This window comes from Arthrobacter sp. NicSoilB11 (genome assembly GCF_019977375.1).
In the GTDB taxonomy this organism is placed as follows: domain Bacteria; phylum Actinomycetota; class Actinomycetes; order Actinomycetales; family Micrococcaceae; genus Arthrobacter.
This window is the reverse complement of the sequence record NZ_AP024657.1, coordinates 1,870,674-1,894,843: the sequence shown is the minus strand read 5'-3', so window position 1 is coordinate 1,894,843 and position 24,170 is coordinate 1,870,674. Positions and strand designations below refer to the sequence as shown.

The following is a 24,170-nucleotide window of genomic DNA, read 5'->3' as shown; positions in this document are numbered from 1 at the left end:
GTGACAGCCTCCGCGGATGCGGCGGGTTCCAGGCGTACGGCGGCGTTCACCGTGCACCTCCTGCAACCGCGGCGCCACCGGTACCGGTTGCTGCATCCGCGTCGCGGAAGGCCAGCAGCCGCTCGGTGTACTTTGCCAGCACGTCGACCTCCAGGTTCACCCGGCTGCCGGTGGTTTTGGTCCCCAGGCCCGTTTCTGCCAGCGTGGTGGGGATCAGGCCTACCTCGAACCAGGGTTCCTGCTCCGAAGCCGGGCTGACGGCCGTCACGGTGAGGGAGACGCCGTCGATGGCGATGGAGCCTTTCTCGGCAATGTAGCGGGCCAGGTTGGCGGGGACGCCAAAACGCAGCCGCTCCCAGTTGCCCTGGGGTTCGCGTTCCAGCAGGACCCCCACGCCGTCCACGTGGCCCTGGACCACGTGTCCGTCCAGCCGGCCGCCCGCGGGAACACAGCGCTCCAGGTTGACCGAATCGCCGGCTGCGAGTTCGCCGATGGTGCTCCGGACCAGGGTCTCCCCCATGACGTCCACGCTGAACTCCTTGCCGTCGATGGCGGTTGCCGTGAGGCAGACCCCGTTCACGGCGATGGAGCCGCCAAGTGCCAGGCCTTCGGTGGAGCCGGGGGCGTGCAGCCGCACGGTGGCGCTGGTGTTACCGTCACGCTCGACGGACAGCACCTGCCCCTGCTCGGCAATAATTCCGGTGAACATCAGTAGCCTCCCTGGGCTTCTTCCGCGCTGCCGCGGGTTGGTGGGTGGTCGAGTGCAACTTTCCGTTGCGGTCTGAGGTGAAGCCTGAGGTCCCGGCCGAGCGTCCGGACGGCGCCGCCGTCGGCCTCGTCCCATTCCCATTGCTGGGCGTCCGGGAGGCTGGTGATGCCCAGCCCGTTCAGGGCGGGGGTGCCGGATCCCAGCAGGGTGGGGGCAAGGTAGACGATGAGTTCGTCTACCAGACCGGCAGAGAGGAAGGAGCTGAGGATCCGTGAGCCGCCTTCCACCATCACATGCCGGATCCCGGCTTTGTACAGCAGGGTCAACGCTTCGCGGGGGTTCCGGGTGGGGAGGTGGACAGCCAGGCCGTCATCGCCGTGGATCGCGGCGTCGTCCGGAATTCCGCGCAGTCCCATGACAGCCCGTACCGGCTGTTTGGGTGCGGGGTCTCCGGAGGGTTCCCGGGCGGTCAGGCGGGGGTTGTCCACCAGCACGGTCTGGGTGCCCACCAGGATGGCGTCGATGCGGCCGCGGATTCCGTGGTTGTCTGCCAGCGACTCAGGGCTGGAGATCCATTGGCTGGTGCCGTCTTCGGCTGCTATCCGGGCGTCCAGGGTCTGGGCGATGTGGAGGGTGACGAACGGGCGCTTGGCGGCGACTGCCTCAAACCACTGGCGGTTCAGGTCCAGGGATTCGTCGGCGCCGAGGCCACTGCGGACCCGGACGCCGGCCGCCCGCAGTGTTGCTGCGCCACCGGCCGCCGGGTCATGGGGGTCGTCGACGGCGTACACCACGTCCGTGATGCCGGCGTCGATGATCGCCTGCGTGCACGGCCCGGTGCGGCCCACGTGGTCGCAGGGCTCCAGCGTGACCACCATGGTGCAGCCGGATAGATCAAGGCCGACGGCGGCGGCCTGGGCGATTGCGTCCGCTTCGGCATGCGCGGTGCCGGCGCCGCGGTGGTAGCCGGTGACAAGTTGGCGCCCGTCAGGACCGACGACGACGGCGCCCACCAGGGGATTCGCTCCGCGCGGACCCTGCAGGGCTGCCTGCAGGGCGTGCTCCATGGCGCGGGTTTCGTCGGCGCTGAAGGCGGTGACCACCCCGGCCGCGGGCTTCAGTTCCACCGGGCCCGTCATGCGGCGGCCGGGACGGATGGGGTGCCTGCCTTGGAGGCGGCAGTATTTTCGGCGGTTAAGAGCCATCGCTGGGGGTTCATGCGTGTCGTTCCTTCCCTGTCGAACCGCGATGGCTCCGGGGATACGACAGCAGAACGTTGCGGACCCAACGGGCCCACTGATACAGCTGTACGTGCTTCTCTCATCCAGACTTTAACTGTCGGTACCGGAATTCCACCGGTTCAACCGTCCGCCGGAATCCTCCTGGGAGGAAGCCGGCTCGCGGGTCGCGGACTGTCACCGCCGGTTCGGACTTACACCGACCCCGGAGCACGTATGTGTGTTGTTATTGTGCCACAACCGGCAGGGGCACCCGGTTATTCCGTCGCCCCGCGTAATGTCCGGCTGCCCTTGTGGCGCAGCAGGTCGATGGCTGCGGCGGGGTCATCGGCGCCGTAGACGGCAGAGCCCGCCACAAAGACGTTGGCGCCGGCCTCGGCGGCGCGGGTGATGGTTTCCTCGGTGATCCCGCCGTCCACCTGGATGGCTACTCCCAGCCCGGAGCCTTCCACGGCTTCGCGGGCCCGGCGGATTTTGGGGAGCGTGACGTCCAGGAAAGCCTGGCCGCCAAAGCCCGGTTCCACTGTCATGATGAGCAGCATGTCCAGTTCCGGCAGCATGTCGAGGTACGGCTCCACGGGGGTGGCCGGGCGAAGCGCCATGCCCGCTTTGGCCCCCCTGCTGCGCAGTTCCCGCGCCAGCTTGATGGGCGCAATGGATGCCTCGGCGTGGAACGTGACCGATGCCAAGCCTGCGTCGGCGAACCCGGGCGCCCAGCGGTCCGCGTCGGCAATCATCAGGTGGGCGTCGAGTGGAACCGGGCTGACGGCCTGGATCCGCTGCACCACCGGCAGCCCGATGGTCAGGTTGGGGACGAAGTGGTTGTCCATGACGTCCACGTGCACGGCGTCGGCGTTGCTGATCCGCCGCAGTTCGGCCTCAAGGTTGACGAAGTCGGCGGAGAGGATGCTCGGGTTGATGCAGCATTGCGTCACAGGGTTGCCTTTCGGATGAACGTGCGTTGGTCGCAGGGAAGTTCCAGCCCGCTGCAGGGAGCGGGCGGGGCTGGTAGCCGCAGGTCGGGAAGCCGGGAATTCTTCCTGATCAGGTTTCTTTGCCTGTCAGGGTTTCTTCTCCTGTCAGGATTTTTTCTGTATCAGGGCCAGGAACATGGCATCGGTGTGGTGGATGTGGGGCCAGAGCTGCGCGGTCAGTTCATGGCCCGCGCCAAGGCTTCCAGTGAGGCTGACTGCGTCAAGTGCGGCGCCGGCATCGAGGAGTTCCAGGTCGCCGCGCTTCCGGAGCACGTCGGCCACAACAGCTGTGGTCTCTGCCGGGTGCGGTGAACACGTCACGTAGGCCACCACTCCCCCGGGCCGAACCGCGGCCAGGGCAGAGTTCAGCAGCTCGCGCTGCAGTGGGCCCAGGTCTGCAATGTCCTTGGGCGAGCGACGCCACCGGGACTCGGGCCTGCGCCGAAGTGCCCCCAGGCCGGTGCAGGGAACGTCCACCAGGACACGGGAGTATTGCCCCGGCTGTTCGGCGCCTACATCCCGGCCGTCGCCGGTCCGGACCTGCCAGCTGTCCTGCGGTACGGCGGACAGTGCCTGGCTGACAAGCTTTGCGCGGTGCGGGGCGGGCTCGTTCGCAAGAAGCGTGGCCCCCCGCTGGTGCGCAAGGGCACCAAGGAGTGCCGCCTTTCCACCCGGGCCTGCGCAGAGGTCGAGCCACGCTTCACCGGCACCATCGGCCGCCTGGCCGAGGTTCACCGCGGCCAGGGCCCTGGCCACCAGCTGGGAACCGACATCCTGCACCCGGAGGGTACCGGCGCGTACGGATGCCAGCCGCCCCAGGTCACCGCCGCTGGAGAGCGCGGAGCCTTCCACCAGTTCCCCGGGGGTGGCACCGTTTTCCAGCGCTTCGTCGAGGCTGCCCAGCCCCGGCAGGGCCACAAGGTTGACCACAGGGGCGGCGTTGTCCGCTTCGAGCAGGTCGTTGATCTCGGCTGCGGGCCGGCCATGGGCCACGAGCGACTGGCGCATTGCCCGGACAATCCATTCGGGGTGGGCGTACCTGAGCGAGGCAATCTTCGTCTCGTCGGTTTCGCCCTCCACCAGCAGGTCCAGCCATTCCTCAAGGGGGTGGGCAGTGACCTTGCGGAGGACGGCATTGATCAGCGCGGAGGGTCCCGCCCCGATGACGGCACGGGCAAGTCCAACCGTCTGGTCCAGTGCGGCGTGCGCGGGGACCCGCATGGCCAGCAGCTGGTGGGCGCCGATACGGAGGGCGTCGAGGACGGCGGGGTCAAGCTGGGCCAGGGGCCGGTCCACGCACCGCGCCAGGATGGCGTCGTAGGTGCCTTGGCCGCGCAGGGCTCCGTAGCTTAGTTCCGTGGCGAATCCGGCGTCGCGTTTGTCCAGCCGGTGGTGCCGGATCCGCGCGGGCAGCACGAGGTTGGCGTAGGCGTCCTCCTCAGCCACGGCACGCAGCACTTCGAAGGCCACCAGGCGGGCTGGATCGGCGCGCCTGGTCCGCTGCGACGGCGCCTGCCCGGTGAAGTTCCGCTGCGGCCCGCGGTTGCGTTCCCGCCCTTTGGCATCCCTTCTGCTGGCATCCCGGGGTCCGCCCTTGCCGCGGCCGCCTCCTCCGGCGCTTCCCCCTCCGCCGGTGTTTGGTCCGCCCGTGTTCCGTCCACCTGTATTACCGCCGGACACGCTCATTCGAACACCACACCCTCCAGTGAAGCCATGCCGCGTGCCCAGTCGGCTGCAGCCATCATCTTTTTCCCAGCGGGCTGGACCCGGGTGAGTTCCACGGCGTGTGAACCTGTTCCCACCAACACGGCTTTCCCCTGCAATGCCACTGAGCCAGGGGCAAGTCCTGAAATATCCGGCCGGAGCCGGACAGGTTCGAGCTTGACCCGCTGCCCGTCCAGCAGGGTCCAGGCGCCGGGCTCAGGGGTGACTCCGCGTGCCTGCCTGTTGATGGCAAGGGCCGGGTGGGACCAGTTAAGGTGTCCGTCCTCCAGGGTCAGCTTGGGTGCCAGGGAGACCTCTCCGGCCTGCGGCTGCGGCGACGCTTTTCCGGCCTCGATGGCGGACAGTGTCTGCGCCAGCAGGACGGCACCGCTGCGGGAAAGCCGCTCAAGCAGGTCTCCTGCCGTGTCCTGGGGCCTGACCGCCTCGGTGAGGGTGCCAAAAACAGGACCGGTGTCGAGTCCCTCTTCAAGCTGGAAGGTCACGGCACCTGTGACATCGTCTCCGGCAATGACGGACCGCTGGACCGGTGCCGCGCCTCTCCAGGCCGGCAGCAGGGAGAAATGCAGATTGACCCAGCCGTGCGCCGGTATGCCCAGGGCCGCAGGTGGAACCAGTCCGCCGTAGGCAACGATGGCCGCGACGTCCGGCTGCACTGCGGCGATGGCGGCGACGGCGTCGGCGTCGACCCGGGCGGCACGGATGACATCAATGCCCAGTTCCCCGGCCCGTTGTGCCACCGGCGACGGCGTCAGTACGCGTTTGCGTCCTACCGGGGCATCGGGACGGGTCAGGACCGCGACCACGTTGAAGCCGGCATTGACGAGGGCGTCCAGGGATGGCACGGCGACGGCGGGCGTCCCCGCGAAGAGGACCCTCACCCTGCTCCGCCAAAGCTGGAGCCGGGGGTGCTGGTTTGGCCAAAGCCGGCACCGCCGAAACTCGATCCCACGTTCTTGGCGCGCTTGGCTGTGGTCCGACCGGCGACGGCGTCGTAATTGGCGTTGCGGATGGACCGCAAGGCAGCCTTCCGGTCTTCGCCTTCGAGGCGGTCGGTGTAGAGGATGCCGTCCAGGTGGTCATTTTCGTGCTGGAAGCAGCGTGCCAGCATGCCCTCCCCGTCGATGGACACCGGATGTCCATGCATGTCCACACCGGTGACCCGGGTGGCGCGGAAGCGGCGGACAGGGAAACCGAGGCCCGGAATGGACAGGCAGCCTTCCACCTGGTCCGGCTGGTAGTCCCCGCTGTTCTCCAGGACCGGATTGATGATGTGCCCTTCCACACCGTCGATGCGGTAGGTGAAGACGCGCTTGCTGACGCCGACCTGCGGGGCGGCAAGCCCTGCACCGTCCACGTCCTCCATGGTTTCGGTCATATCGGCCACCAGTTTGGCAAGCTCGGGTCCGAATTCCGTCACGGGATCGGCAACTGTGCGCAGCACAGGATCACCGATGATGCGGATATTCAGAATAGCCATGCGCTGTTTGTCCTCACGGTTGGCGGCAAAGGGAACCTATCCAGTTTAGGTGCAGTCTCTCCGGGTCCATCCGGCGCTTAGGCGGTACGGGCCTGTGCCAGCGGCGGGGGTGCGATGGGCAGCAGCGCGGTGCCTGCACTGATGGTGTCCGCCGACAGTTCCCAGACCCGGCGCAAGGCGCAGAATTTCCACCAGTGGTGCTTGAGGACTTCGGGGTTGGCACGGACGGGCCGGACCTCCGTCTCCCCGATGGCGACGGCCAGCAGGACCGGGTTTTCGCCGTACTTCCAGGGCTCCCAGGTTCCCGCCTCCGCATCCACCAGGCTTTCCTCCGCCTTCATGCCGGCCACCAGCTGCATCACTACTTTGTCGTCCAGCGGTTTGACCAGGCCGTCGCGCGTTGTGCCCTTGGTCTTGTAGTCGATCAGGCAAATGCGTCCGTTGATGCGCGCCACAAGGTCAAGGGTGCCGGCGTAGCCCACGGTGTTGTTCCAGACCGTGATCTCGGGGGCGATGGGCTCCACCTGGAAGAGCTCCCACCACTCGTCGAAGCGGACCGCGAACGCTTCCTCCCCGTTGGCGGCCAACGCCTCACGGGCCTCCTTCATGGCGTGGGGACGTCCCAGCGCGCGCAAGGCCACCTGCTCGCAGTAATTGTGGACGCGGTCCCCGCGCCGGGCGGCATCATCACGATAGGTTTCCGCAGCCTTGGCCGCACGGTTGATGGCCTGCTTGATTTTGGCCGGGCTGCCCAGGCAGTCCGACAGCAGCGGATCATTGGCCAGGCTGCTGGCACCCATGTAACCGAACCAGCCGTCAAGGCCATGCGGCTGCTGGCTGATAACCGTGGTGATGGAAGGTACGGAAAACTGCTCAGACGTTGACCGTGCGTACATCCGGCCGTATTCGGTGGCGTGGGCGAGAAGCGGATCAGTCATACAAAAGACTCTTTCACAGGGGGCCGACAAAAGCTCCGGGAGGCAGGAGCTGCACATGAAAAAGGCCCGTCTCCGCTGCTGATGAGCGGAAACGGGCCTCTGCGGTGGGCGATACTGGGTTCGAACCAGTGACCTCTTCGGTGTGAACGAAGCGCGCTACCACTGCGCCAATCGCCCCGATGCATTTGAATGCTAGCCCACCTCTGCCCTATTTCAAAAATCGAACAACACACCCCGCTGACCGGTACCGCGCCGCAGCCTCTGCCTGGCCGGGAATCCTCGAAAGCAGCCCGGCGGAGCACAGCCTGCCGCCCCCGGGCGCCCCTGCCGCCGTCGGAAATTACACACCTGTAACTCGCAAACTCCGCGTGGTTGCAGCGATCTGGAGGCACATGCCAGGCGCAGGGCCGGAGCGATTTGGAGAATCCCGGAACCTCCTATATTGTTTTTACTCGTTGGAACGCGAGGAATTGCCGGAAACGGCAGGGAATCAACCCTCCAAAATGCGGACGTAGCTCAGCTGGTAGAGCACCACCTTGCCAAGGTGGATGTCGCGAGTTCGAATCTCGTCGTCCGCTCGCAGGACACTGTCACAGCAAAGGTTCTTCGGAATTGACGCTAACACGGTGGGTTGGCCGAGAGGCGAGGCAGCGGCCTGCAAAGCCGTATACACGGGTTCGAATCCCGTACCCACCTCGGTGAAAACCATGGTTTCCGGATCCTTCGGATGCAATGGGCGATTGGCGCAGCGGTAGCGCGCTTCCCTGACACGGAAGAGGTCACTGGTTCGATCCCAGTATCGCCCACTGGCAAGGCAACTTGCCCGCAGTACCACCGGTTTACCGGTCCATCCTGCACACGCGGACGTAGCTCAGCTGGTAGAGCACCACCTTGCCAAGGTGGATGTCGCGAGTTCGAATCTCGTCGTCCGCTCTCTTACATCCCACAGCCGGTCTTCCGGTTCGGGGCGATTGGCGCAGCGGTAGCGCGCTTCCCTGACACGGAAGAGGTCACTGGTTCGATCCCAGTATCGCCCACCATGTAAAGCAGCTCTGCGGAGCTGCTTTTTTCGTATTCCCAATCCGCTGCAGGCGAATTCCCTTGGCACACCTTTCACGCCCGGATAGGATCGAAGGCGCGAGGAGCGACCTGGCTCCGCGACAGAAGGGAGGTGCTCGTGGGTTTGATTGACGATCTAAAGGGCAAGGCTCAGGGTCTCATCCGCGGCAACGAGCAGGCCATCAAGGACGGCATCAGCAAGGCCGGCGATTTCGTCGACACGAAGACCGGCGGCAAGTACGCAGGCCACGTCGACAAGATCCAGGATGGCGCTTCCAAGCTCATTGACAAGAACGGAACCCCGGGCCAGGCACCTGCCCCCGGACAGGTTCCCCCGGCAGCTCCTGAAAATCCGGTTCCGCCGGTGGACAGGGCTCCGTAAAGGATTTGGCCGGGGCCTTGCCCCAGCACGTCAACGGGGCGCGGGTCCCGCCGCGAGGCGGCGCCCGCGCCTTTGGCGTTTAAGGATGCCATCGGCTGCCCGGCCAGTCTGCCTTTGGCAGCCCCGATTGCCGGTTCCCAAACCCGCGCCGGTAACCTGCCGGGTATGCCCAACTCCCCCGCACCCTCCAGGACAACCAAGGCCGGACTGCCGCGGTTCGACTCCCGGCCCGTTGTCGCCGGGATCGTTACCGCCCTGGTGGGCTTTACCTCGTCCTTTGCCGTAGTCCTCGCCGGCCTCAAGGCGGTGGGCGCCGATTCCACCCAGGCCGCGTCCGGCCTGCTGGCGCTGACCCTCGCCGTCGGGCTGGGCGTCCTGGTCCTCGCCTGGCGCTCCCGGGTTCCGGTGACACTGGCCTGGTCGACGCCGGGTGCGGCGCTGCTGGCTGCAGCGGGAATGCCCGACGGCGGGTGGCCGGCCGCCGTCGGCGCCTTCCTGGCGACAGGCCTGCTGTTGGCGCTGAACGGCATGGTGCCGGCGCTTGGCAAGTTGATGGCGCGGATTCCGTCCCCGCTGGCGCAGGCGATGCTGGCGGGGGTCCTGCTCCAGCTTTGCGTGGCCCCCTTCAAAGCCCTGGGCACGGTTCCCGGTTTTGTGGCGCCGGTGATCCTGTGCTGGCTGGTGATGATGAAGTTCGCTCCGCGGTGGGCGGTGCCCGCGTCTTTGCTCATGGCCCTGGGCGTGATCGGAATTTCCCTGGCGTCCGCCGGGACGCCGGTGGATGCGGGAGGCCTTATGCCCGCACTCGCCTGGACCACGCCGGCGTTCAGCCTGCAGGCCCTGGTGGGCATCGCCGTCCCCTTGTTCGTGGTGACCATGGCGTCGCAGAACGTTCCCGGGGTGGCTGTCCTGCGGTCATTCGGATATGACACTCCGTGGCGGCCGGCGATGCTGGTCACGGGAGCGGGGACTGTTGCGGGGGCTCCCTTCGGCGGCCACGCCATCAATCTTGCAGCGCTCAGCGCGGCGCTGGCCGCGGGCGGGGAAGCAGGCGGGGACCGGAGCAGGCGGTGGGTTGCCGGCTTCACCTCCGGGCTGGCCTACCTGGTGCTTGCCGCTTTTTCCGCTGCCTTGGTGGCGGTGGTGAACCGGGCGCCGGGCGGGATGCTCGAAGCAGTGGCCGGGTTGGCCCTGCTGGGAACCCTTGCGTCGGCGATTTCGGCTGCCCTGGCGGACACGGAAGACCGCATCGCCCCGGCCGTCACGTTCCTGATGGCGGCCTCAGGCCTGGCATTTGCCGGAATCGGTTCCGCGTTCTGGGCGCTCATTGCCGGGCTTGCGGTGCGGTGGGTGCTGCAGCCACCGCGCAGCGGGACCGCCTCTTAGGACGGTTCGTGGTTCTGCCCTTCACGCGCCAGGGCGGTCAGGCGGGACACGGCGCGGAAGTATTTCTTCATGTACCCGCCGGTCATCATTTCCTCGGTGAACAGCTGGTCGAAGGGGACGCCGCTGGCCAGGATGGGAACGTCCTTGTCGTAGAGCCGGTCCGCCAGGACCACGAACCGCAGCGCCACAGCCTGCTCCTTGATGGTTTCCACGTTGCGCCACACCACGCCGTCAATGCCGTCGATCAGTTGGCGGTAGCGGCTGGGGTGGACACCGGCCAAGTGGTGGATGAGGGTGGAGAATTCGTCCTGGGCAACCGTCTTGCCGTCGAACTCCGCCTTCATGTGGGCGTTAAGTTCGCTGTTTCTCAGCGGGGCCGGTGCGGCGGGGAGGCCGCGGTGGCGGAAGTCCTCGCCGTCGATGCGGATGACCTCGAACTGGTCCGCCAGGACCTGGATTTCGCGCTGGAAGTCTACGGCGGCAAAGCGGCCGTCACCCAGGGAACCCGGCAAGGTGTTGGACGTGGCGGCGAGCTTGACGCCGGCGTCGGCCAGTTCCCGCATGAGCCGGGACATCAGGACGGTGTCGCCGGGATCGTCCAGTTCGAATTCGTCGATGCAGACCAGCTTGTAGCTGCTCAGGGCGTCAACGGTCTTGCGGAAGGACAGGGCGCCCACGAGGTTGGTGTACTCCACGAACGTGCCGAAAGCCTTGGGGCCCGGCGAGGCATGCCACAGCGAAGCGAGCAGGTGGGTCTTGCCCACGCCAAACCCGCCGTCAAGGTAGATGCCGGCACGGGAATCGTCCTTTTTGCCGAACAGCTTCTTGAACAGCCCGCCTCCGTTGCCCGACCCCACGCCGTCGGCAAACCCTTCCAGTTCGCGCACGGCGGCGGCCTGGCTGGGCTGCTTGGGGTCCGGGCGGTAGCTCGCAAAGGAGACCTCCCCGAACCGCGGCGATGGGTAGAAGCCCTTGAGGAGTTCGTCCACCGAAACTGCCGGAGTGCGGGCGGCAAGCTGTTCGATCTGTACCAAGGTGGTCCGTTCTGCTGGTGGTTGGTCCCCAGAAAGGATACCGGCAATGCGGACCGGACCCGGGCTGGTTGCCTCCCTCCCGACCGAGGGCGTGACGAAGGCAACATTTCGTCCTATTAACGGAATACGGACAACGTCATGGGCGCTGGCTAGGGTGGGAACAGGTTCCAATGCATGTTCCACGGTTTCCCGTGCTCTTACTGAAAGGCCAAGCCATGCCCTACCCGGTTGAACAGAATGAGAAGTTCGCAGCCTACGCCCACCCGGAGCGGCTCGTTTCCACGGAGTGGCTCGCGGCTGCCATCAAGGACGGCGCAGTGGCCAATGGCGGGCTGGTGGTGGTGGAGTCCGACGAGGACGTGCTGCTGTACGAGACCGGCCATATCCCCGGTGCCGTCAAGATCGACTGGCACACCGACCTGAACGACGAAGTGTCCCGCGACTACATTGACGGCGCGGCCTTCGCTGAGCTGGCGGCGTCCAAGGGCATCTCCCGGGACAGCACCGTGGTCATCTATGGCGACAAGTCCAACTGGTGGGCCGCATACGCGCTCTGGGTCTTCACGCTCTTTGGCCACCAGGATGTCCGGCTGCTCGACGGCGGCCGGGACAAATGGATCGCCGAAGGCCGCGAGCTGACCAAGGACCGGCCTGCCCCCGCCCGGGGCAGCTACCCGGTGGTTGAGCGCGACGACGCCCCAATCCGCGCCTTCAAGGACGACGTCCTGGCTCACCTGGGCAAGCCCCTCATCGACGTCCGCTCCCCCGAGGAATACACCGGCCAGCGCACCCACATGCCTGCCTACCCGGAGGAGGGCGCCCTCCGCGGCGGCCACATCCCCACTGCGGCATCCATTCCCTGGGCCCGTGCCGCCGCAGCTGACGGCACCTTCCGCAGCAGGGAGGAACTGGAGGCCATCTACCTGGGCGAAGCCGGGCTGTCCGAGGGTGACGACGTCGTGGCGTACTGCCGCATCGGCGAGCGGTCCAGCCACACCTGGTTCGCCCTGAAGTACCTCCTGGGCTTTGATTCCGTCCGCAACTACGACGGATCGTGGACCGAGTGGGGCAACGCCGTGCGGGTGCCGATCGTCAAGGGCGCCGAGCGTGGTTCCGTTCCCGTCGCCGTCGGAGCCTGACGCAGGACCACCCGCGTAGACTTGGAACGATGACTACTCAAGCTTTGCCTTCCGCCCTGGCGGCAATCGTGGACGACTTCCAGGCCTTGTCCGAACCCGAGAGGCTGCAGCTGCTGCTGGAGTTCTCGGAAGGACTGCCGGAGCTCCCCGACCGGCTCAAGGACCACCCCGAACTCCTGGAGCAGGTGGTGGAGTGCCAGTCGCCGCTGTTCCTCACCATCGAGACAGAGAAGAACGACGCCGGTCCCGCCGGCGCCGTGCGGCTGTACTTCAAGGCCCCGGCTGAGGCTCCCACCACCCGGGGTTTTGCCGGCGTCCTGCACGAGGGACTGGACGGCCTGTCCGCGGAGGAGATCCTGTCCGTGCCGGACGACATGCCGGAGCTGCTGGGGCTCACCCGGGCCATCACCCCGCTGCGCATGAGGGGCATGACGGCCATGCTGGGAAGGATCAAGCGCAAGGTGGCCGCAGACGCCAAGGTCGCCTGACCCCCCCCTCCATGGCACGCAGGAACGGCTCCCAGGGAACCCCGGCCACAGAGGCTTTGACCGCGGCCGGGGTTCCCTTTGTGCTCCACCCCTACACCCACGATCCGGCGGCCGCGAGCTATGGCACCGAGGCCGCCGAGGCCCTCGGCATTGATCCGTCCCGCGTCTTCAAGACGTTGATGGTGGACGTGGAGGGCCGGCTGGCCGTGGGCATCGTACCTGTCAGCGGAACCCTCGACCTGAAGGCAATGGCTGCCGCACTCGGAGCCAAGAAGGCTGCCATGGCTGATCCCGCAGCGGCCCAGCGGCGCACAGGCTATGTGCTGGGCGGCATCTCCCCGATCGGCCAGCGCCAGCCCTCCCCCACGGTCCTGGACTCCTCCGCGTTGCGGCTGGAGACGATGCTGGTGTCCGGGGGGCGCCGCGGCCTGGACATCGAGCTAGCTCCGGCCGACCTCATCCGGCTGACGGAAGCTGTTGCGGCGCCCATTGGTTCGCCGGCTGCGGGCAACTCCCGTCCATAGCAGTGCAGGGGCTGGGAGCCTCTGGCTACTCGATGACGTACCGCTGCATCATGTCGTTGTCCTCGTGCTCCAGGATGTGGCAGTGCCAGACGTATTCACCCGTGAAGGATGAGCCGATGGCCAGTGGGTCACCTCCTGCAGCGGCTGCACCGAAGGGGACGCGGATCCGCGTCACTTCGCCAGGCATCGCCACCACGGTGTCCTTCCATCCCTGTTCATTGGCCGGCGCGGCCTTGGGACGGCCGATCAGGAAGGGCTTGACCGGTACAGCGCACCCCCTTCCGGGCGTGACGAGTCCGGTTTTGGGGTCCACGAAGTCCGTGGCCTCCAGGTAGGAGTCGGCATCGAACTTCTGCCGGTTGAGCACCTGGAACTGGGTGAAGTGAAGGTGGATCGGGTGGGCGTCCACGGTGGTGTTGATGAGTTCCCACTGTTCCAGTGTGTCTTGCTTCACCACCGTGATGTCGGGGCTGTCGAACATCCTGTTGTTCAGCAGCGCCATGATGGGAACGTCATCGGTGTTCGCCACTTCCACCAATGCCATGGACCTGGTGGCCACGGTGGGCAGTTCCACGAGCCGGGTGAGAGGCTCGGACCGCAGCTGGGCCGGCAGCGGCACCGTATAGCCGGGCTCGGAGAGGACAGTGAACTGCATGATTTGTGGGAGCGGGATGGCGCCGCGCTGGACAGATTCCGGCCCGTTCGGGAAGGGCACCCGGGCACTGTTGGCCAGGACCACCTTCGAACCTGCCTTCAGCCCGGCGAAGTCCACCACAATGTCTGCCCGCTCACCGGGTCCCATGACCAGCCTGTTGAGCCTGACCGGGGCGTCCAGCAGGCCGCCGTCGGACCCTATCTGGTGGAAAGTGACTGCGGTGCCGTCCGCGATGAACTTGAAGTCGTAGAACCGCGCGTTGGAGCCGTTGAACATCCGGAAGCGGTACTTGCCGCGGGCCACGTCCAGGTTGGGCCGGCATTTTCCGTTGACCGTGGCAACATCGCCGAAGAACTCAGGGGCCCAGGGCCGGGCTGCGCCGTCTGCGTCCACTAGTTCAGGGTTGGGCGGGTAGGCAAACGAGCCGTCCGGGTTGAACATGCGGTCCTGGATGACCAGCGGCAATTCATATGGCGGCGGTGGAAGATGTGTCCCGTCGCCGGTGTCGATGCCCGTACTGCGGGTGTCCCGGAGCAGGTAGCCACCGGCCAGCCCGGCGTAGACATTCAGGCGGGTGAGGCCCAGCGCGTGGTCGTGGTACCAGAGGCCGGCCGCATCCTGGTTGTTGCCATAGTGGTAGGTGTACGAGGCGCCGGGCCGGAAAGTCTGTCCAGGGCCGCCGTCGGACGTTGGTGCAGTGTTGCCGCCGTGGAGGTGGACAGCCGTCCTGGGAGATTGGGCGTCGTTGCTGCCAGGCGGGACCAGTTCCGGGTCGATGGCGAAGGCAAGGGGATGCCGCCCAATATCGTTGTGGACTGTGAGGCTCAGGGGTGTACCCTTCCGGGCGATGATGACCGGCCCCAGGTAACTCCTGGTTGATGCAGCGTCCTGGTACGTCAGCGTGTCGGTCAGGCCCATTTCGGCCTGGAAGCGGTGGCGGGAGTTGCGGGCCCACAACTCAAGGTTGCCGCCGGACCGCATGTCGATAACCCCCAGGTCGGCGAGCGCGGGAAGCTGCTCCGTAAAGGTGCCGGGCGGGGAAACAGGGGCCGCCAGTCCCGGGCTGGCCCCGGATCCATAAGCCTGGGTCAGAACACCTGCACCGGCCACAGCGCCGGCCTGCAGCAGTTGTCGTCTTGTAATGCGCATTTTGGGGCCCCATTTCTTCGCAGCGGTATCCCCCCTTGGGCAGCAGGATAAACCTGTGCTTTAGTCCGTCATAGGGTCACGGGTCCCCTCTGTAAGGGGGTGGGCCACCCCGGTATGCCCTCCAGTCCGCCCCGCGGCCCGGCCGGTGAAATGGTCCATGGTTTGGTTGACCCCCAGCACATCCATGACCCGGTCGAAGACGCCAACCGGAAGGACCCGCAGGGCCGGCAGCAGGTTCACGATGGGCGGCAGGACCAGCTTTCGGCGCCCGGCTTCGATGGCATCCAGGACCTTGGTTGCCACCTGCTCTTCCTGGAGGATGGGAAGAAGCAGGGGCCAGCGCGTCCGGACGCCGTCGAACATCCCCGTGTCGATGTAATAAGGGCACACCGCCAGCGTATTGACACCAATTTTTCCAGCGCGGAGCTCGGCACGGAGTGATTCGTTGAAACCGAAGGCGGCAAACTTGCTGGCGGAATAGTCTGTCTGGCGGGCGACGCCCACCAGGGCTGCAGCACTGGCAATGGTGACCACGGTTCCCCGCCGGCGGTCTACCATTCCGCCCAGGAAGCCGCGGGTGACCCAGTACAGGGCCATGACGTTGACCTTCATGGTCCTTTCGATGGCTTCTTCCGTGGCGTCGAGGAGTGCCAGGCCGCTGACCACTCCGGCGTTGTTGACCAGGATATCCACGGGTCCGGCAACAGCCGCCGCGGCCTTCACGCCCCCACGGTCCGTGACGTCCACGGCATGGGCTTCGGCCAAACCGCCGGCAGCCCGGATCTCGTCGCGCACCGCCGTGCCGCGTTGGACGTCCACATCCCAGATCACCACCCGGCTTCCGCGCCGGGCTGCTCCAAGCGCCAGGCGGCGGCCCAGCCCGCTGCCGCCTCCCGTGATCAGCACAGTTGCGCCGGAAAGCCTGGTTCCCTGGGGCATATCAGTCCTCCTGCGATGTTGGCGGCGCGTGTCCCGGCGCCACGGGCAGTGTCCTTTGACGGCTTCGGGGTACGCGGCCCATCACCCTGATGGCCCCTTTCATGATCCGTGCGTAGGTCCGGTTGGACATGCCGGGAAGGGGTGCAACACGGAGCAGCCGCTGCACGGCGATGGTCTGCGGCTCGGTGTACTTGAGGATGCCTTCCCGGCCGTGGCGGCGGCCTGCGCCGGACTCCTTCATGCCCCCGATCGGTGCATCATGGGATGCCCAGGTGGCTGCGTAGCCTTCATTGACATTGACCGTTCCCGTCAGAAGCCTGCGGGCCACTGCCTCGCCCCGCCGGGCCGACCAGACGCTGGCATTCAGTCCGAAGTCGGAATCGTTGGCCAGGGCAACGGCTTCGTCGTCGTCCGTTGTGCGGTAGACGGCCACCACCGGCCCAAAGGTCTCTTCCCTGGCAAGGAGCATCTCCTGCGTGACTCCCGTCAGGACCGTTGGCTCGTAGAACAGCGGCCCCAGATCCGGCCGGTGCCGTCCGCCGGTGACCAGTTGGGCTCCTTTGGCGAGCGCATCCTGGACGTGGCGGTCAACCCGTTCCAGCTGCCCCGGGCTGATGAGGGATCCCATGCCGATGTCCCAGTCCGGTCCGGGAGCCACGCGGATGCCTTTCACCGCGGCCGCGAAGGCGGCCAGGAAGCTGTCATGGACGTCTGTGTGCACGTAGATCCGTTCGATGCTGACGCACAGCTGTCCGGAGTTGGAAAAACAGGCGTGTACCGCGCCGGCGGCGGCTTTGCCCACATCCGCATCGGCCAGGACCAGCATGGGGTTCTTGCCGCCGAGTTCGGCCGAGAAGCCGATCAGCCGCTCACTGCACTGCCGCGCCACCGTCTTGCCGGTCTGCGAGGATCCGGTGAACATCAGAAAGTCGACCCGCGCGATCAAGGCAGGGCCAATTGCAGTGCCGGGCCCTGTGACCACTTGGAACAGGCCTGCGGGAAGCCCCGCCTGCCGGAGCAGTTTGAGCATCAGCAGGGCGGTGAAGGGCGTCTGCGAATCCGGCTTCAGGACGATGCCGTTCCCGGCCAGCAGGGCCGGGACGGCGTCCGAGACCGCAAGGGTCAGCGGGTAGTTCCAAGGGCTGATGACCCCCACCACTCCCTTGGGAAGACGGTGTTCGGTGGTGCGGGTCAGGACCGGCGCGGCGCCCTTCCGGCGGCGCGGCCCAAGGTGCCGTTCTGCGGTGCGCGCGTAGTAGTCCGCCGTCAGGACCACGTCCGCAAGTTCCTCAAAGGCGCTCAGCCGGGACTTGCCGCTCTCTGCCTGCACCAGGTCCAGGATGTCCTGCTCCCGGTCCAGCACCAGCCGGCGGAAGCGCCGGATCACGCTGCAACGGTCTTCGACGGAAACGCCTGCCCAGTACCGCTGCGCCACGCGGGCAGTTCCGACGGCGGCATCAACGTCGGGTGCGCTGCACACGGGCACTTCGCCCACAAGCGTGCCGTCAAAGGGTGCGTGCGAAGCCTGCGTCGGGGCGCCCGGTGCTGCCGCAACCAGCCTTGACAGTCCCGCGGCGAGATCCCGGCCCCGCGCGCTCAAGGCCGCCGTCCCGGGCTGTTGTTCGTGGAGTTGGTCCGCCATGTCACGCCCCCGCAGCGGTGTGCCCGGCCAGCGTTCCAGGGGTGAGCCCCGTGCCGGGGTTGAGGCGCGGAGCGAGCTGCTGCCGGAGCCAGGCCTTAACCAGCCGTTCCCAGCGCTCGGGGTCCACATTCCATTCCTTGGTGTGCCGTGCGTGGTTGAACGTCTCGAACGTGACCATCTCCGGGTTCCGTTCGGCCAGGAGCGCGGACGGTCCGTAGGGCACGTACTCGTCGTCAACGCTGTGGATGATCAGCGTGGGTGTCCGCAGCTCCACGGCCCGGGACACCCAATCCATGACCTTCAGGTCCACCGGTGCCGACAGGCCGGTCAGGCGGCGCCCCAGCGGGTGGCCCAGCATCAGCTGCCCGTAGCGGCCCACCAGCGACGGAATCCGGTTCAGCTGTGCATGGTGCGCCAACACGGTCACCCAGTCGATCACGGGTGCGTCAAGCACCATGGCCCGGATCAGGTGCCGGTACCGGGAAAGGTCCGCGGTCTGCAGGCAGATGGCCCCTCCCATGGACCAGCCGAACAGGACAATTTCCTCGGCCCCCTCGGCCAGCGCATACTCAATGGCGGCTTCGATGTCCTGCCACTCCGTGGAGCCCAGGCCGTACCGTCCGTCATCGGCCGACGGCGCCAGCCCGTCGTTGCGGTAGGACACCAGCAGGCTGGTCAGGCCCAACTCCAGTGCCGGTCCCACCGCCCGCAGCGCTTCCTGCCGGGTGGCTCCGCGGCCGTGCACCATGATGGCCCAGGTGCGGGCTGTCCCCTTGGCCCGGACCAGCCAGGCCGGCGCTCCCCCGCGCTCCACGGGTATCAGTACGTCCTCGGCAGGAATTCCGACGGCGGCCGGGTCAGGGTAGGTCGCGCCGCTCCACCATCCCCAGCGGGCCGTGGACAGGTCGCCGCTGTAGACGGCTTCGACCTCGCGCAGGACCGTGCGTTCGGCCGGCGAGTAGGAGATGATGCGGCCGATCCGCGCGTGGCCCTTGCCGCCGTCGAAAAAGAATCCGTAAACCCCATCCACGGTGGTGTCGTCGTTGGCGGCCAGGATCACCTGCTGCTTCTGCCCGTCCCGGATTACGGCCAGCAGTTCCTTGTCCGCTGCCCGTTGCCGGGCCGGGGTAATGACGCGGCGGGCAAAGTACACGGCGAGCGCGGACGAACCGGCGCCCAGCAGGCTGGCCACGGAGCCGCCGGCGACGGCTCCGCCGATGGCCCACTTCGCCCCCGGTGACATTCCGCCGGAATCCCTGGTGGTTGCAGTCATTGCAGGGCGCGCTCGCCGGAAAGGTGCCATGGGACTATTCTTACCGGCGTTGCCGCCGATACCCGCATTCCCGGGCAGGAACGGCACGGCGGCGCACGGCTCTCCGGTCGTGTTCCGGCACTTTCTCCAAGTGCGGTGCGGGCGCCCCCGAGCGGCGCTAGGCTAAGGCCATGAGTGATCCGATCATCATCCTGACCGAAGAACCCCTGGGCGCGGACGACCGCGTGAACATTGAACGGCTGGTGGATGGGTCGGACAGCCGGCTGCTGGTCCTGGTCCCTGCGAACACCGAGCGCCACCTGCTCGTGGACTTCCTCGAAAACCTCTCCATGCTGGACGTTGCCAAGGCATTCCGGGAACTCGCCGGCCGCAACCCGGACGCCGCCGCCGAGCGGGCGCACGCGGATGAAACGCTCGCCACCTCGCTTGCCGCGCTGGAGGGCCTGGGCTCGGGTGTGAGCGGCCAGGTGGTGGAGGGGAAGGCGGTGGACGGCCTTGTGGCGAAGGTCCGGGAAACCGGCGCCTCGCAGGCCGTAGTGATCACCAGGCCGCATGCCGTGGCCGATACCTTCCACACCGACTGGGCCAACAAGGCGCAGGACCAGCTCGGTGTCCCTGTGCTCCACCTGTACGCGGGCTCGGGATTTATCGGCGACTCCTGAGCGTTGGGAATGCTATGAGCATCTTTGGAAACAGCATCTTCGGTAACAAGTCGGCAGGCGTTGTTGGCGGGGCACCGGCCAATGCCACGCAGGACCCTGCCCGGCATGACCCTGCCACACAGGACACCCCTCAGCAGGACACCGGCATCCCGGAAACTGTCGTCAGGAAGAGCGATGAACAGTGGCGGGAGGAACTGACGCCGGAGGAGTACCACGTGCTGCGGCAGGCCGGAACCGAGCGCCCTTACACCGGTGAGTACTGGGATACCCACACAGAGGGTGTGTATCAGTGCCGGGCGTGTGGCGCCGAACTGTTCACCAGCAACGAAAAGTTCGACTCGCACTGCGGCTGGCCTTCCTTCTGGGCTCCGCTGGCTGAGGGGAATGTGCGCTACATCCACGACAGGACCCTGGGCATGGAAAGGATTGAGGTGCGGTGCGCGTCGTGCGACTCGCACCTGGGCCACGTCTTTGAGGGCGAGGGGTATGGAACGCCCACCGACCAGCGCTACTGCATCAATTCGGTGTCACTCCGGCTGGTGGCCAGGGATGATGCCGGGGACAGTACGCCGGAAAGCTGAGCCGGAGAGGGCAGCGTTCCGGGACTGATCCCACAGCGGAGGGACAGTCTCGGTCCTTCCCGGAAACCATCGAGGCTAAGCGTTTCTTACGAATGAGTTGTTTTGGCATAAGTCCTGCTGGTTGCTTGTTACGCTCACCGGAGAAGCAAGCAACCAGAAAGGCAGCCGACGATGACAGAGACCCTGACCACCGCCGTCACCGGGATTTCCGCACAGGACCACGACTGGCTCCGGCTCAAGGCCGCCGCCACCGCACTGCAGGCGCTCCAGGTCCAGGACGGGTCCGTCCCCAACCCCGCGGACCACGGGGAGGCAGCGCAGTACGTGGATGCCATTGTGGCCGCCATCCGGGCCCTGGCCCCCGCCTTTCCGCACGACGCCGACTACCTGGACGCCGCCTGCAAAGACTTCGAGGCATGGGCCGCCGGCGGCTTTCCTGTCCCCGACTTCCTCTCCTCGCTCCTGGCCTTCCAGCCGCAGGAGCACCGCCGCGACGGGCTGCAGCACCTTGTGGTGTTCCCGATGTACACCCAGAACGGCAGCAGCAACAGGCTGGTGGAGGCTGTGCTGGTGGAGGTCATCTGGCCCGAATTCATCGCCGGACTGGAGGCCGGGGACTACTCGAACAAGCTGTTCGTCCCCATCCGGTTCGTCGACTTCACTCCCGGCTACGACACGAACTCGGCCGTCCTCTTCCCCGAGACTGTGGCCGTCAGCCAGACCCCCACGTTCACATGGGGCGCCATCTTTGCCGACCGTGAAGCCGCCCGGTTCCGCCGCGTGCTGAAGGCCGCCGCGGAGATCACGGCCCTGGAGCTGCCGGAGGCCGCCGCTGAACTGCTCGCGGACCAGGACCTCACCGAGGCCACCTTCGTGATGTGGGACCTGATCCACGACCGGACGCATATGCGCGGGGACCTGCCGTTCGATCCGTTCATGATCAAGCAGCGGATGCCCTACTTCCTGTATTCGCTGGAAGAACTGCGCTGCGACCTCACGGCCTTCCGCGAATCGGTGCGGATCGAAAGGGACGACGACGCCGACCCCGACGCACGGCGGCACGCGAAGCTCGTACAGTACGCAATCATCTTCGACCGCATTTTCCGCTTCGCCATCACCGGCAGCCGGGTCCGCAACTACGATGGCCTGGGCGGCCAGCTCCTCTTTGCCTGGCTGCACCAGCACCACGTGCTGCACTGGACGGATACCCGGCTTACCATCGACTGGGATGAGGTGGCGGACGCCGTGATCGCCCTGGGTGCCAGCATCGACGAACTCTACTGGCGGTCCATTGACCGTCCCAAGACCGCCCACTGGCTGGCGGCCTACCAGCTGGTTTCGGCCACCGTCACGCCCAACCCCGCCTCCGTCTGGGCCAAGGGCCCGGACGCGCTGCCGTTGGCGGGGACGCCCCGCGGACTTACGGACCAGGTGCTGGACGACGAGTTCCCGCTGTCCATGTTCTACGAGGCACTGGAGAAGAAGATGCGCCCCGTCATTGAGTCCACCGCCGGGATCACCGGCCGCTCCGCGCTGTGAGCAGCGCCGGTCCGGCCGGGGGCGCGCCCTCCGCCCGGCCGCTCACTGTCCTGGTGGCCGGCGGCAGCGGCGCGTCGGGAATCGCCGTGGCGCGGGCACTGGCTGCCGCGGGGCACCGGGTGGCCACGGCGGGCTCCGACCAGGCCCGGATCACGGAGGCAGCGCGGAAAGCGGGCGACGGCGTCAGTCCATTTGCGTGCGACCTGGCGGTTTTGGCGGACGTCCGGCGGCTGCGCGACGACGTCACCGGCGCCTTGGGGGCGGTGGACGGCGTGATCCACCTGGTGGGCGGCTGGCGCGGGGCCAAGGGCATCGCGGACCAGTCCGACGACGACTGGGACTTCCTGGAACGCGGCGCCATCACCACGCTGCGCAACGTGTCACGCGTCTTTTTCGACGACATCGCCGCCTCCACGTCGGGAAGGTTTGCGATGGTTTCATCCACTGCCCTGGATCAGCCCGCCGCAGCGGTCGCCAGCTACGTGGCGGCGAAAGCCGCCGCGGAAACCTGGACCATGGCCATGGCCGATGGCTTCCGCCAGGCCTCCGGGAGCAGCGGTAGCCCGGCGGCCGCCACCATCCTGGTGGTCAAGGCGCTGGTGGACGATGACCTGCGCCGCGCCCATCCCCAGCGGAAATTCCCGGGGGCAACGGACGTAACTGACCTGGCTGCCGCCGTCGTCCGGCTTTTCACCACTCCGTCCGCCGAACTCAACGGCGCCCGGCTCCGGCTGGCGGACTGACCGCCTGTCTGGCTTTGCCTGGCGTGGCAGTACCTAAACTGAAAGCGTGAGCAACCCTATGACCACCACAGCAGAAACCCGTGCGGCGCTGCGGCTGCATGATCCCAACGTGCGCGGATTTGCCTCCGACAACTACTCCGGGGTCCACCCGGAAGTCCTGGCAGCCCTTGCCGCAGCCAATGGCGGACACCAGGTCTCCTACGGCGAAGACGACTACACCGCGCGGCTGCAGGAACTGATGGTTGACCACTTCGGCCCAGGCATCGAATGCTTCCCCGTCTTTAACGGCACCGGCGCCAACGTCCTGTCGCTGCAGTCCCTGCTCCCCCGCTGGGGTGCCGTGGTATGCGCCTCCACCGCCCACATCAACATGGACGAGAACGGGGCACCGGAACGCATCGGCGGCCTAAAACTCCTGCACGTGCCCACGCCGGACGGGAAACTGACTCCTGAACTGATCGACCGGGAGGCCTGGGGCTGGGGTGACGAGCACCGAGCCCAGCCGCTCGCCGTCTCCATCACCCAGACCACGGAACTGGGCACCTGCTACACGCCGGAAGAAGTCCGTGCCATCGCCGACCACGCGCACGCCAGGGGCATGAAGCTGCACATGGACGGGGCGCGGCTGGCCAACGCGGCAGCCCACCTGGGCGTGCCCCTGCGCGCCTTCACCCGGGACGCCGGCGTCGATATCCTCTCCTTCGGCGGCACCAAGAACGGGCTGCTCTTCGGCGAAGTAGTGGTGGCACTGAACCCGGAAGCCGCCCACGGCCTGGTCTACCTGCGCAAGATGGACATGCAGCTGGCCTCCAAGATGCGTTTCATGTCCGCCCAGTTCATCGCCCTCCTGGAAGGCGACCTGTGGCTGCGCTCGGCCGCACACGCCAACGCCATGGCCACCCGGCTGCGTGCCGCCGTCGACACCATTGAGGGCGTCCGGCCCACCCAGGAAACCGAATCCAACGGAGTCTTCGCCATCCTTCCCCCCGGTACGGCGGACCGTCTGCGGAAGTCCTTCCGGTTCTACGACTGGGATGAGGCGAAAGGGGAAGTTCGGTGGATGTGTTCCTTTGACACCACGGAGGAGGACGTCGATACCTTTGCTGCCGCGATCCGCCATGAGCTCCGGGAATACCGCGCCGGCCAGGCCGGGTGAGCGGCCGCCGACGGCGAGCCTTCCTGCCCCGGCCCGTCCCGCCCCGTAATCTGCCAAGGTGAACGCACTGGACCAGGTTCCCCCGGATTTTCTCCACGCCTTGGGAACCCTCAGGAAAGCCCGCTGCCGGAAGGAACTTCGCCTCGCGGAGATCCCAGCCCCCGCGCGGCTGGCACCCTTCGCCGTCGCGCTGGGCGCAGAGGTGATGGCACCGGGCGCCGCAACCCCGTCCACGCCGGTCCACGGACCTGCGGCCATGGCGTTTGCCGCCGCATCCGGAACGGCCGCCCCGGGACCGGCGGACGAGGACGAAACGGAGCTGGCCACCGGACGCTTCATCCTGCTGCACGATCCGGATGGCTCGGCGGTCTGGGATGGCGAATTCCGGATCGTCACCTACATCCGTGCAGAGCTGGAACCGGAAATGGGCAACGACCAGATGCTGGGAACCGTGGCGTGGACCTGGCTGGTGGAGGCGTTGGAAAACCACAAGGCGGCATACCGGGCCGCCGGCGGCACCGCCACCCGCGTCCTCTCCGAAAGCTTCGGGACACTGGCCGGGCGGCCCGGGTCCATCGACATCGAACTCCGGGCCTCCTGGACGCCCGCTTCCTCCGATGTCCAGGCCCACCTTGAGGCCTGGTCCGACATGGTGTGCACGTTCGCCGGCCTGCCGCCGCTCCCCGACGGCGTCACCGCACTCCCACCCCGTCGGCGAAGCCAGCAGAACGGTTATGGGGCAGCCCGGTAAACTGGGG

General features: G+C 67.0%; 23 protein-coding genes, 6 tRNA genes and 1 riboswitch. Of the genes, 16 read left to right on the top strand and 13 right to left on the bottom strand.

What is annotated here, in order from left to right:
- Positions 1–46 precede the first annotated feature (46 nt).
- The 8 genes from LDO14_RS08785 to LDO14_RS08750 form a co-directional block, all read right to left on the bottom strand.
- Entirely contained in the window at positions 47–709 is a 663-nt protein-coding gene (locus tag LDO14_RS08785; RefSeq protein WP_134164347.1) for a riboflavin synthase, read from the bottom strand.
- The gene (gene ribD / locus LDO14_RS08780) at positions 709–1,848 is read right to left on the bottom strand and encodes a bifunctional diaminohydroxyphosphoribosylaminopyrimidine deaminase/5-amino-6-(5-phosphoribosylamino)uracil reductase RibD (RefSeq protein WP_134164348.1); all 1,140 of its coding nucleotides are present in this window, start codon (positions 1,846–1,848) and stop codon (positions 709–711) included. Before ribD ends, LDO14_RS08785 begins: the two co-directional genes overlap by 1 nt.
- A 168-nt stretch (positions 1,849–2,016) precedes the next feature.
- Positions 2,017–2,165, bottom strand: a riboswitch (FMN riboswitch).
- A 39-nt stretch (positions 2,166–2,204) separates the two neighbouring features.
- Positions 2,205–2,882, bottom strand: a complete 678-nt coding sequence (gene rpe / locus LDO14_RS08775) for a ribulose-phosphate 3-epimerase (RefSeq protein WP_018770771.1) — start codon at positions 2,880–2,882, stop codon at positions 2,205–2,207.
- A 144-nt stretch (positions 2,883–3,026) separates the two neighbouring features.
- On the bottom strand, positions 3,027–4,607 hold the full coding sequence (locus LDO14_RS08770) for a transcription antitermination factor NusB (protein WP_056393659.1): 1,581 nt from the start codon (positions 4,605–4,607) through the stop codon (positions 3,027–3,029).
- Positions 4,604–5,524, bottom strand: a complete 921-nt coding sequence (fmt, locus tag LDO14_RS08765) for a methionyl-tRNA formyltransferase (RefSeq protein WP_223994835.1) — start codon at positions 5,522–5,524, stop codon at positions 4,604–4,606. Before fmt ends, LDO14_RS08770 begins: the two co-directional genes overlap by 4 nt.
- Positions 5,521–6,123, bottom strand: a complete 603-nt coding sequence (gene def, locus LDO14_RS08760; protein ID WP_018770768.1) for a peptide deformylase — start codon at positions 6,121–6,123, stop codon at positions 5,521–5,523. Before def ends, fmt begins: the two co-directional genes overlap by 4 nt.
- 77 nt (positions 6,124–6,200) lie before the next feature.
- A complete protein-coding gene (locus tag LDO14_RS08755; RefSeq protein WP_018770767.1) occupies positions 6,201–7,061 on the bottom strand; it encodes a hypothetical protein in 861 nt (286 codons plus the stop codon).
- Positions 7,062–7,166: 105 nt separating this feature from the next.
- Positions 7,167–7,238, bottom strand: a tRNA-Val gene (locus LDO14_RS08750).
- Positions 7,239–7,566: 328 nt separating this feature from the next.
- Here LDO14_RS08750 and LDO14_RS08745 point away from each other — a divergent pair.
- The 7 genes from LDO14_RS08745 (at position 7,567) to LDO14_RS08715 (ending at position 9,888) form a co-directional block, all read left to right on the top strand.
- Positions 7,567–7,639 (top strand) — tRNA-Gly (locus LDO14_RS08745).
- Positions 7,640–7,686: 47 nt separating this feature from the next.
- Positions 7,687–7,757: transfer RNA gene (locus LDO14_RS08740), tRNA-Cys, on the top strand.
- Between the two features lie 38 nt (positions 7,758–7,795).
- Positions 7,796–7,867: transfer RNA gene (locus LDO14_RS08735), tRNA-Val, on the top strand.
- 54 nt (positions 7,868–7,921) lie between these two features.
- A tRNA-Gly gene (locus LDO14_RS08730) sits at positions 7,922–7,994 on the top strand.
- Positions 7,995–8,026: 32 nt separating this feature from the next.
- Positions 8,027–8,101: transfer RNA gene (locus LDO14_RS08725), tRNA-Val, on the top strand.
- 137 nt (positions 8,102–8,238) lie between these two features.
- Positions 8,239–8,502, top strand: coding sequence for an antitoxin (locus LDO14_RS08720; RefSeq protein WP_026265999.1), 264 nt, complete (start codon positions 8,239–8,241; stop codon positions 8,500–8,502).
- 165 nt (positions 8,503–8,667) lie between these two features.
- Positions 8,668–9,888 (top strand): benzoate/H(+) symporter BenE family transporter, encoded by a 1,221-nt coding sequence (locus LDO14_RS08715; protein WP_223994833.1) that lies wholly within the window; start codon positions 8,668–8,670, stop codon positions 9,886–9,888.
- Here the strand turns inward: LDO14_RS08715 and zapE are convergent.
- Complete coding sequence (gene zapE / locus LDO14_RS08710) at positions 9,885–10,922, bottom strand: cell division protein ZapE (RefSeq protein ID WP_018770764.1); 1,038 nt, start codon at positions 10,920–10,922, stop codon at positions 9,885–9,887. The two genes, LDO14_RS08715 and zapE, sit on opposite strands and share 4 nt — an antisense overlap.
- 215 nt (positions 10,923–11,137) lie before the next feature.
- Between zapE and LDO14_RS08705 the strand changes: the two genes are divergently transcribed.
- Genes LDO14_RS08705 through ybaK form a run of 3 tightly spaced genes read left to right on the top strand, consistent with a single transcriptional unit; the run spans position 11,138 to position 13,073 of the window.
- A complete protein-coding gene (locus LDO14_RS08705) occupies positions 11,138–12,061 on the top strand; it encodes a sulfurtransferase (RefSeq protein ID WP_018770763.1) in 924 nt (307 codons plus the stop codon).
- Positions 12,062–12,090: 29 nt separating this feature from the next.
- A complete protein-coding gene (locus LDO14_RS08700) occupies positions 12,091–12,549 on the top strand; it encodes a SufE family protein (protein WP_043425219.1) in 459 nt (152 codons plus the stop codon).
- Between the two features lie 11 nt (positions 12,550–12,560).
- Positions 12,561–13,073 (top strand): Cys-tRNA(Pro) deacylase, encoded by a 513-nt coding sequence (gene ybaK / locus LDO14_RS08695; protein ID WP_223994831.1) that lies wholly within the window; start codon positions 12,561–12,563, stop codon positions 13,071–13,073.
- Positions 13,074–13,098: 25 nt separating this feature from the next.
- On the opposite strand, the gene LDO14_RS08690 is transcribed toward ybaK, so the two are convergent.
- Genes LDO14_RS08690 through LDO14_RS08675 form a run of 4 tightly spaced genes read right to left on the bottom strand, consistent with a single transcriptional unit; the run spans position 13,099 to position 18,731 of the window.
- A complete protein-coding gene (locus tag LDO14_RS08690) occupies positions 13,099–14,877 on the bottom strand; it encodes a multicopper oxidase domain-containing protein (protein ID WP_223994829.1) in 1,779 nt (592 codons plus the stop codon).
- A 60-nt stretch (positions 14,878–14,937) separates the two neighbouring features.
- Complete coding sequence (locus LDO14_RS08685) at positions 14,938–15,816, bottom strand: SDR family oxidoreductase (protein ID WP_018770759.1); 879 nt, start codon at positions 15,814–15,816, stop codon at positions 14,938–14,940.
- Between the two features lies 1 nt (position 15,817).
- Complete coding sequence (locus tag LDO14_RS08680; RefSeq protein WP_018770758.1) at positions 15,818–17,458, bottom strand: succinic semialdehyde dehydrogenase; 1,641 nt, start codon at positions 17,456–17,458, stop codon at positions 15,818–15,820.
- Position 17,459: 1 nt separating this feature from the next.
- Complete coding sequence (locus LDO14_RS08675) at positions 17,460–18,731, bottom strand: alpha/beta fold hydrolase (RefSeq protein WP_018770757.1); 1,272 nt, start codon at positions 18,729–18,731, stop codon at positions 17,460–17,462.
- A 170-nt stretch (positions 18,732–18,901) separates the two neighbouring features.
- Here LDO14_RS08675 and LDO14_RS08670 point away from each other — a divergent pair, with 170 nt between their 5' ends.
- From LDO14_RS08670 to LDO14_RS08645, 6 genes are all read left to right on the top strand, one after another.
- Complete coding sequence (locus LDO14_RS08670) at positions 18,902–19,393, top strand: hypothetical protein (RefSeq protein WP_018770756.1); 492 nt, start codon at positions 18,902–18,904, stop codon at positions 19,391–19,393.
- A 14-nt stretch (positions 19,394–19,407) separates the two neighbouring features.
- Complete coding sequence (gene msrB, locus LDO14_RS08665; protein WP_018770755.1) at positions 19,408–19,974, top strand: peptide-methionine (R)-S-oxide reductase MsrB; 567 nt, start codon at positions 19,408–19,410, stop codon at positions 19,972–19,974.
- Between the two features lie 171 nt (positions 19,975–20,145).
- Positions 20,146–21,513, top strand: a complete 1,368-nt coding sequence (locus LDO14_RS08660) for a DUF6421 family protein (RefSeq protein WP_018770754.1) — start codon at positions 20,146–20,148, stop codon at positions 21,511–21,513.
- On the top strand, positions 21,510–22,256 hold the full coding sequence (locus tag LDO14_RS08655) for an SDR family NAD(P)-dependent oxidoreductase (protein ID WP_018770753.1): 747 nt from the start codon (positions 21,510–21,512) through the stop codon (positions 22,254–22,256). Before LDO14_RS08660 ends, LDO14_RS08655 begins: the two co-directional genes overlap by 4 nt.
- A gap of 58 nt (positions 22,257–22,314) precedes the next feature.
- The gene (locus tag LDO14_RS08650; protein WP_018770752.1) at positions 22,315–23,412 is read left to right on the top strand and encodes a low specificity L-threonine aldolase; all 1,098 of its coding nucleotides are present in this window, start codon (positions 22,315–22,317) and stop codon (positions 23,410–23,412) included.
- A 58-nt stretch (positions 23,413–23,470) separates the two neighbouring features.
- Complete coding sequence (locus LDO14_RS08645) at positions 23,471–24,163, top strand: DUF3000 domain-containing protein (RefSeq protein ID WP_026265997.1); 693 nt, start codon at positions 23,471–23,473, stop codon at positions 24,161–24,163.
- Positions 24,164–24,170: the final 7 nt, after the last annotated feature.

Bases quoted from the DNA above. Each gene is read 5' to 3' on its own strand.
- ybaK (WP_223994831.1), top strand. From the start codon at position 12,561: ATGGCACGCAGGAACGGCTCCCAGGGAACCCCGGCCACAGAGGCTTTG.
- LDO14_RS08755 (WP_018770767.1), bottom strand. From the start codon at position 7,061: ATGACTGATCCGCTTCTCGCCCACGCCACCGAATACGGCCGGATGTAC.
- msrB (WP_018770755.1), top strand. From the start codon at position 19,408: ATGAGCATCTTTGGAAACAGCATCTTCGGTAACAAGTCGGCAGGCGTT.
- LDO14_RS08650 (WP_018770752.1), top strand. From the start codon at position 22,315: ATGACCACCACAGCAGAAACCCGTGCGGCGCTGCGGCTGCATGATCCC.
- LDO14_RS08685 (WP_018770759.1), bottom strand. From the start codon at position 15,816: ATGCCCCAGGGAACCAGGCTTTCCGGCGCAACTGTGCTGATCACGGGA.
- LDO14_RS08700 (WP_043425219.1), top strand. From the start codon at position 12,091: ATGACTACTCAAGCTTTGCCTTCCGCCCTGGCGGCAATCGTGGACGAC.
- LDO14_RS08785 (WP_134164347.1), bottom strand. From the start codon at position 709: ATGTTCACCGGAATTATTGCCGAGCAGGGGCAGGTGCTGTCCGTCGAG.
- ribD (WP_134164348.1), bottom strand. From the start codon at position 1,848: ATGACGGGCCCGGTGGAACTGAAGCCCGCGGCCGGGGTGGTCACCGCC.
- LDO14_RS08675 (WP_018770757.1), bottom strand. From the start codon at position 18,731: ATGACTGCAACCACCAGGGATTCCGGCGGAATGTCACCGGGGGCGAAG.
- LDO14_RS08715 (WP_223994833.1), top strand. From the start codon at position 8,668: ATGCCCAACTCCCCCGCACCCTCCAGGACAACCAAGGCCGGACTGCCG.
- LDO14_RS08690 (WP_223994829.1), bottom strand. From the start codon at position 14,877: ATGCGCATTACAAGACGACAACTGCTGCAGGCCGGCGCTGTGGCCGGT.
- LDO14_RS08680 (WP_018770758.1), bottom strand. From the start codon at position 17,458: ATGGCGGACCAACTCCACGAACAACAGCCCGGGACGGCGGCCTTGAGC.
- LDO14_RS08670 (WP_018770756.1), top strand. From the start codon at position 18,902: ATGAGTGATCCGATCATCATCCTGACCGAAGAACCCCTGGGCGCGGAC.
- def (WP_018770768.1), bottom strand. From the start codon at position 6,123: ATGGCTATTCTGAATATCCGCATCATCGGTGATCCTGTGCTGCGCACA.
- LDO14_RS08770 (WP_056393659.1), bottom strand. From the start codon at position 4,607: ATGAGCGTGTCCGGCGGTAATACAGGTGGACGGAACACGGGCGGACCA.
- LDO14_RS08660 (WP_018770754.1), top strand. From the start codon at position 20,146: ATGACAGAGACCCTGACCACCGCCGTCACCGGGATTTCCGCACAGGAC.
- LDO14_RS08705 (WP_018770763.1), top strand. From the start codon at position 11,138: ATGCCCTACCCGGTTGAACAGAATGAGAAGTTCGCAGCCTACGCCCAC.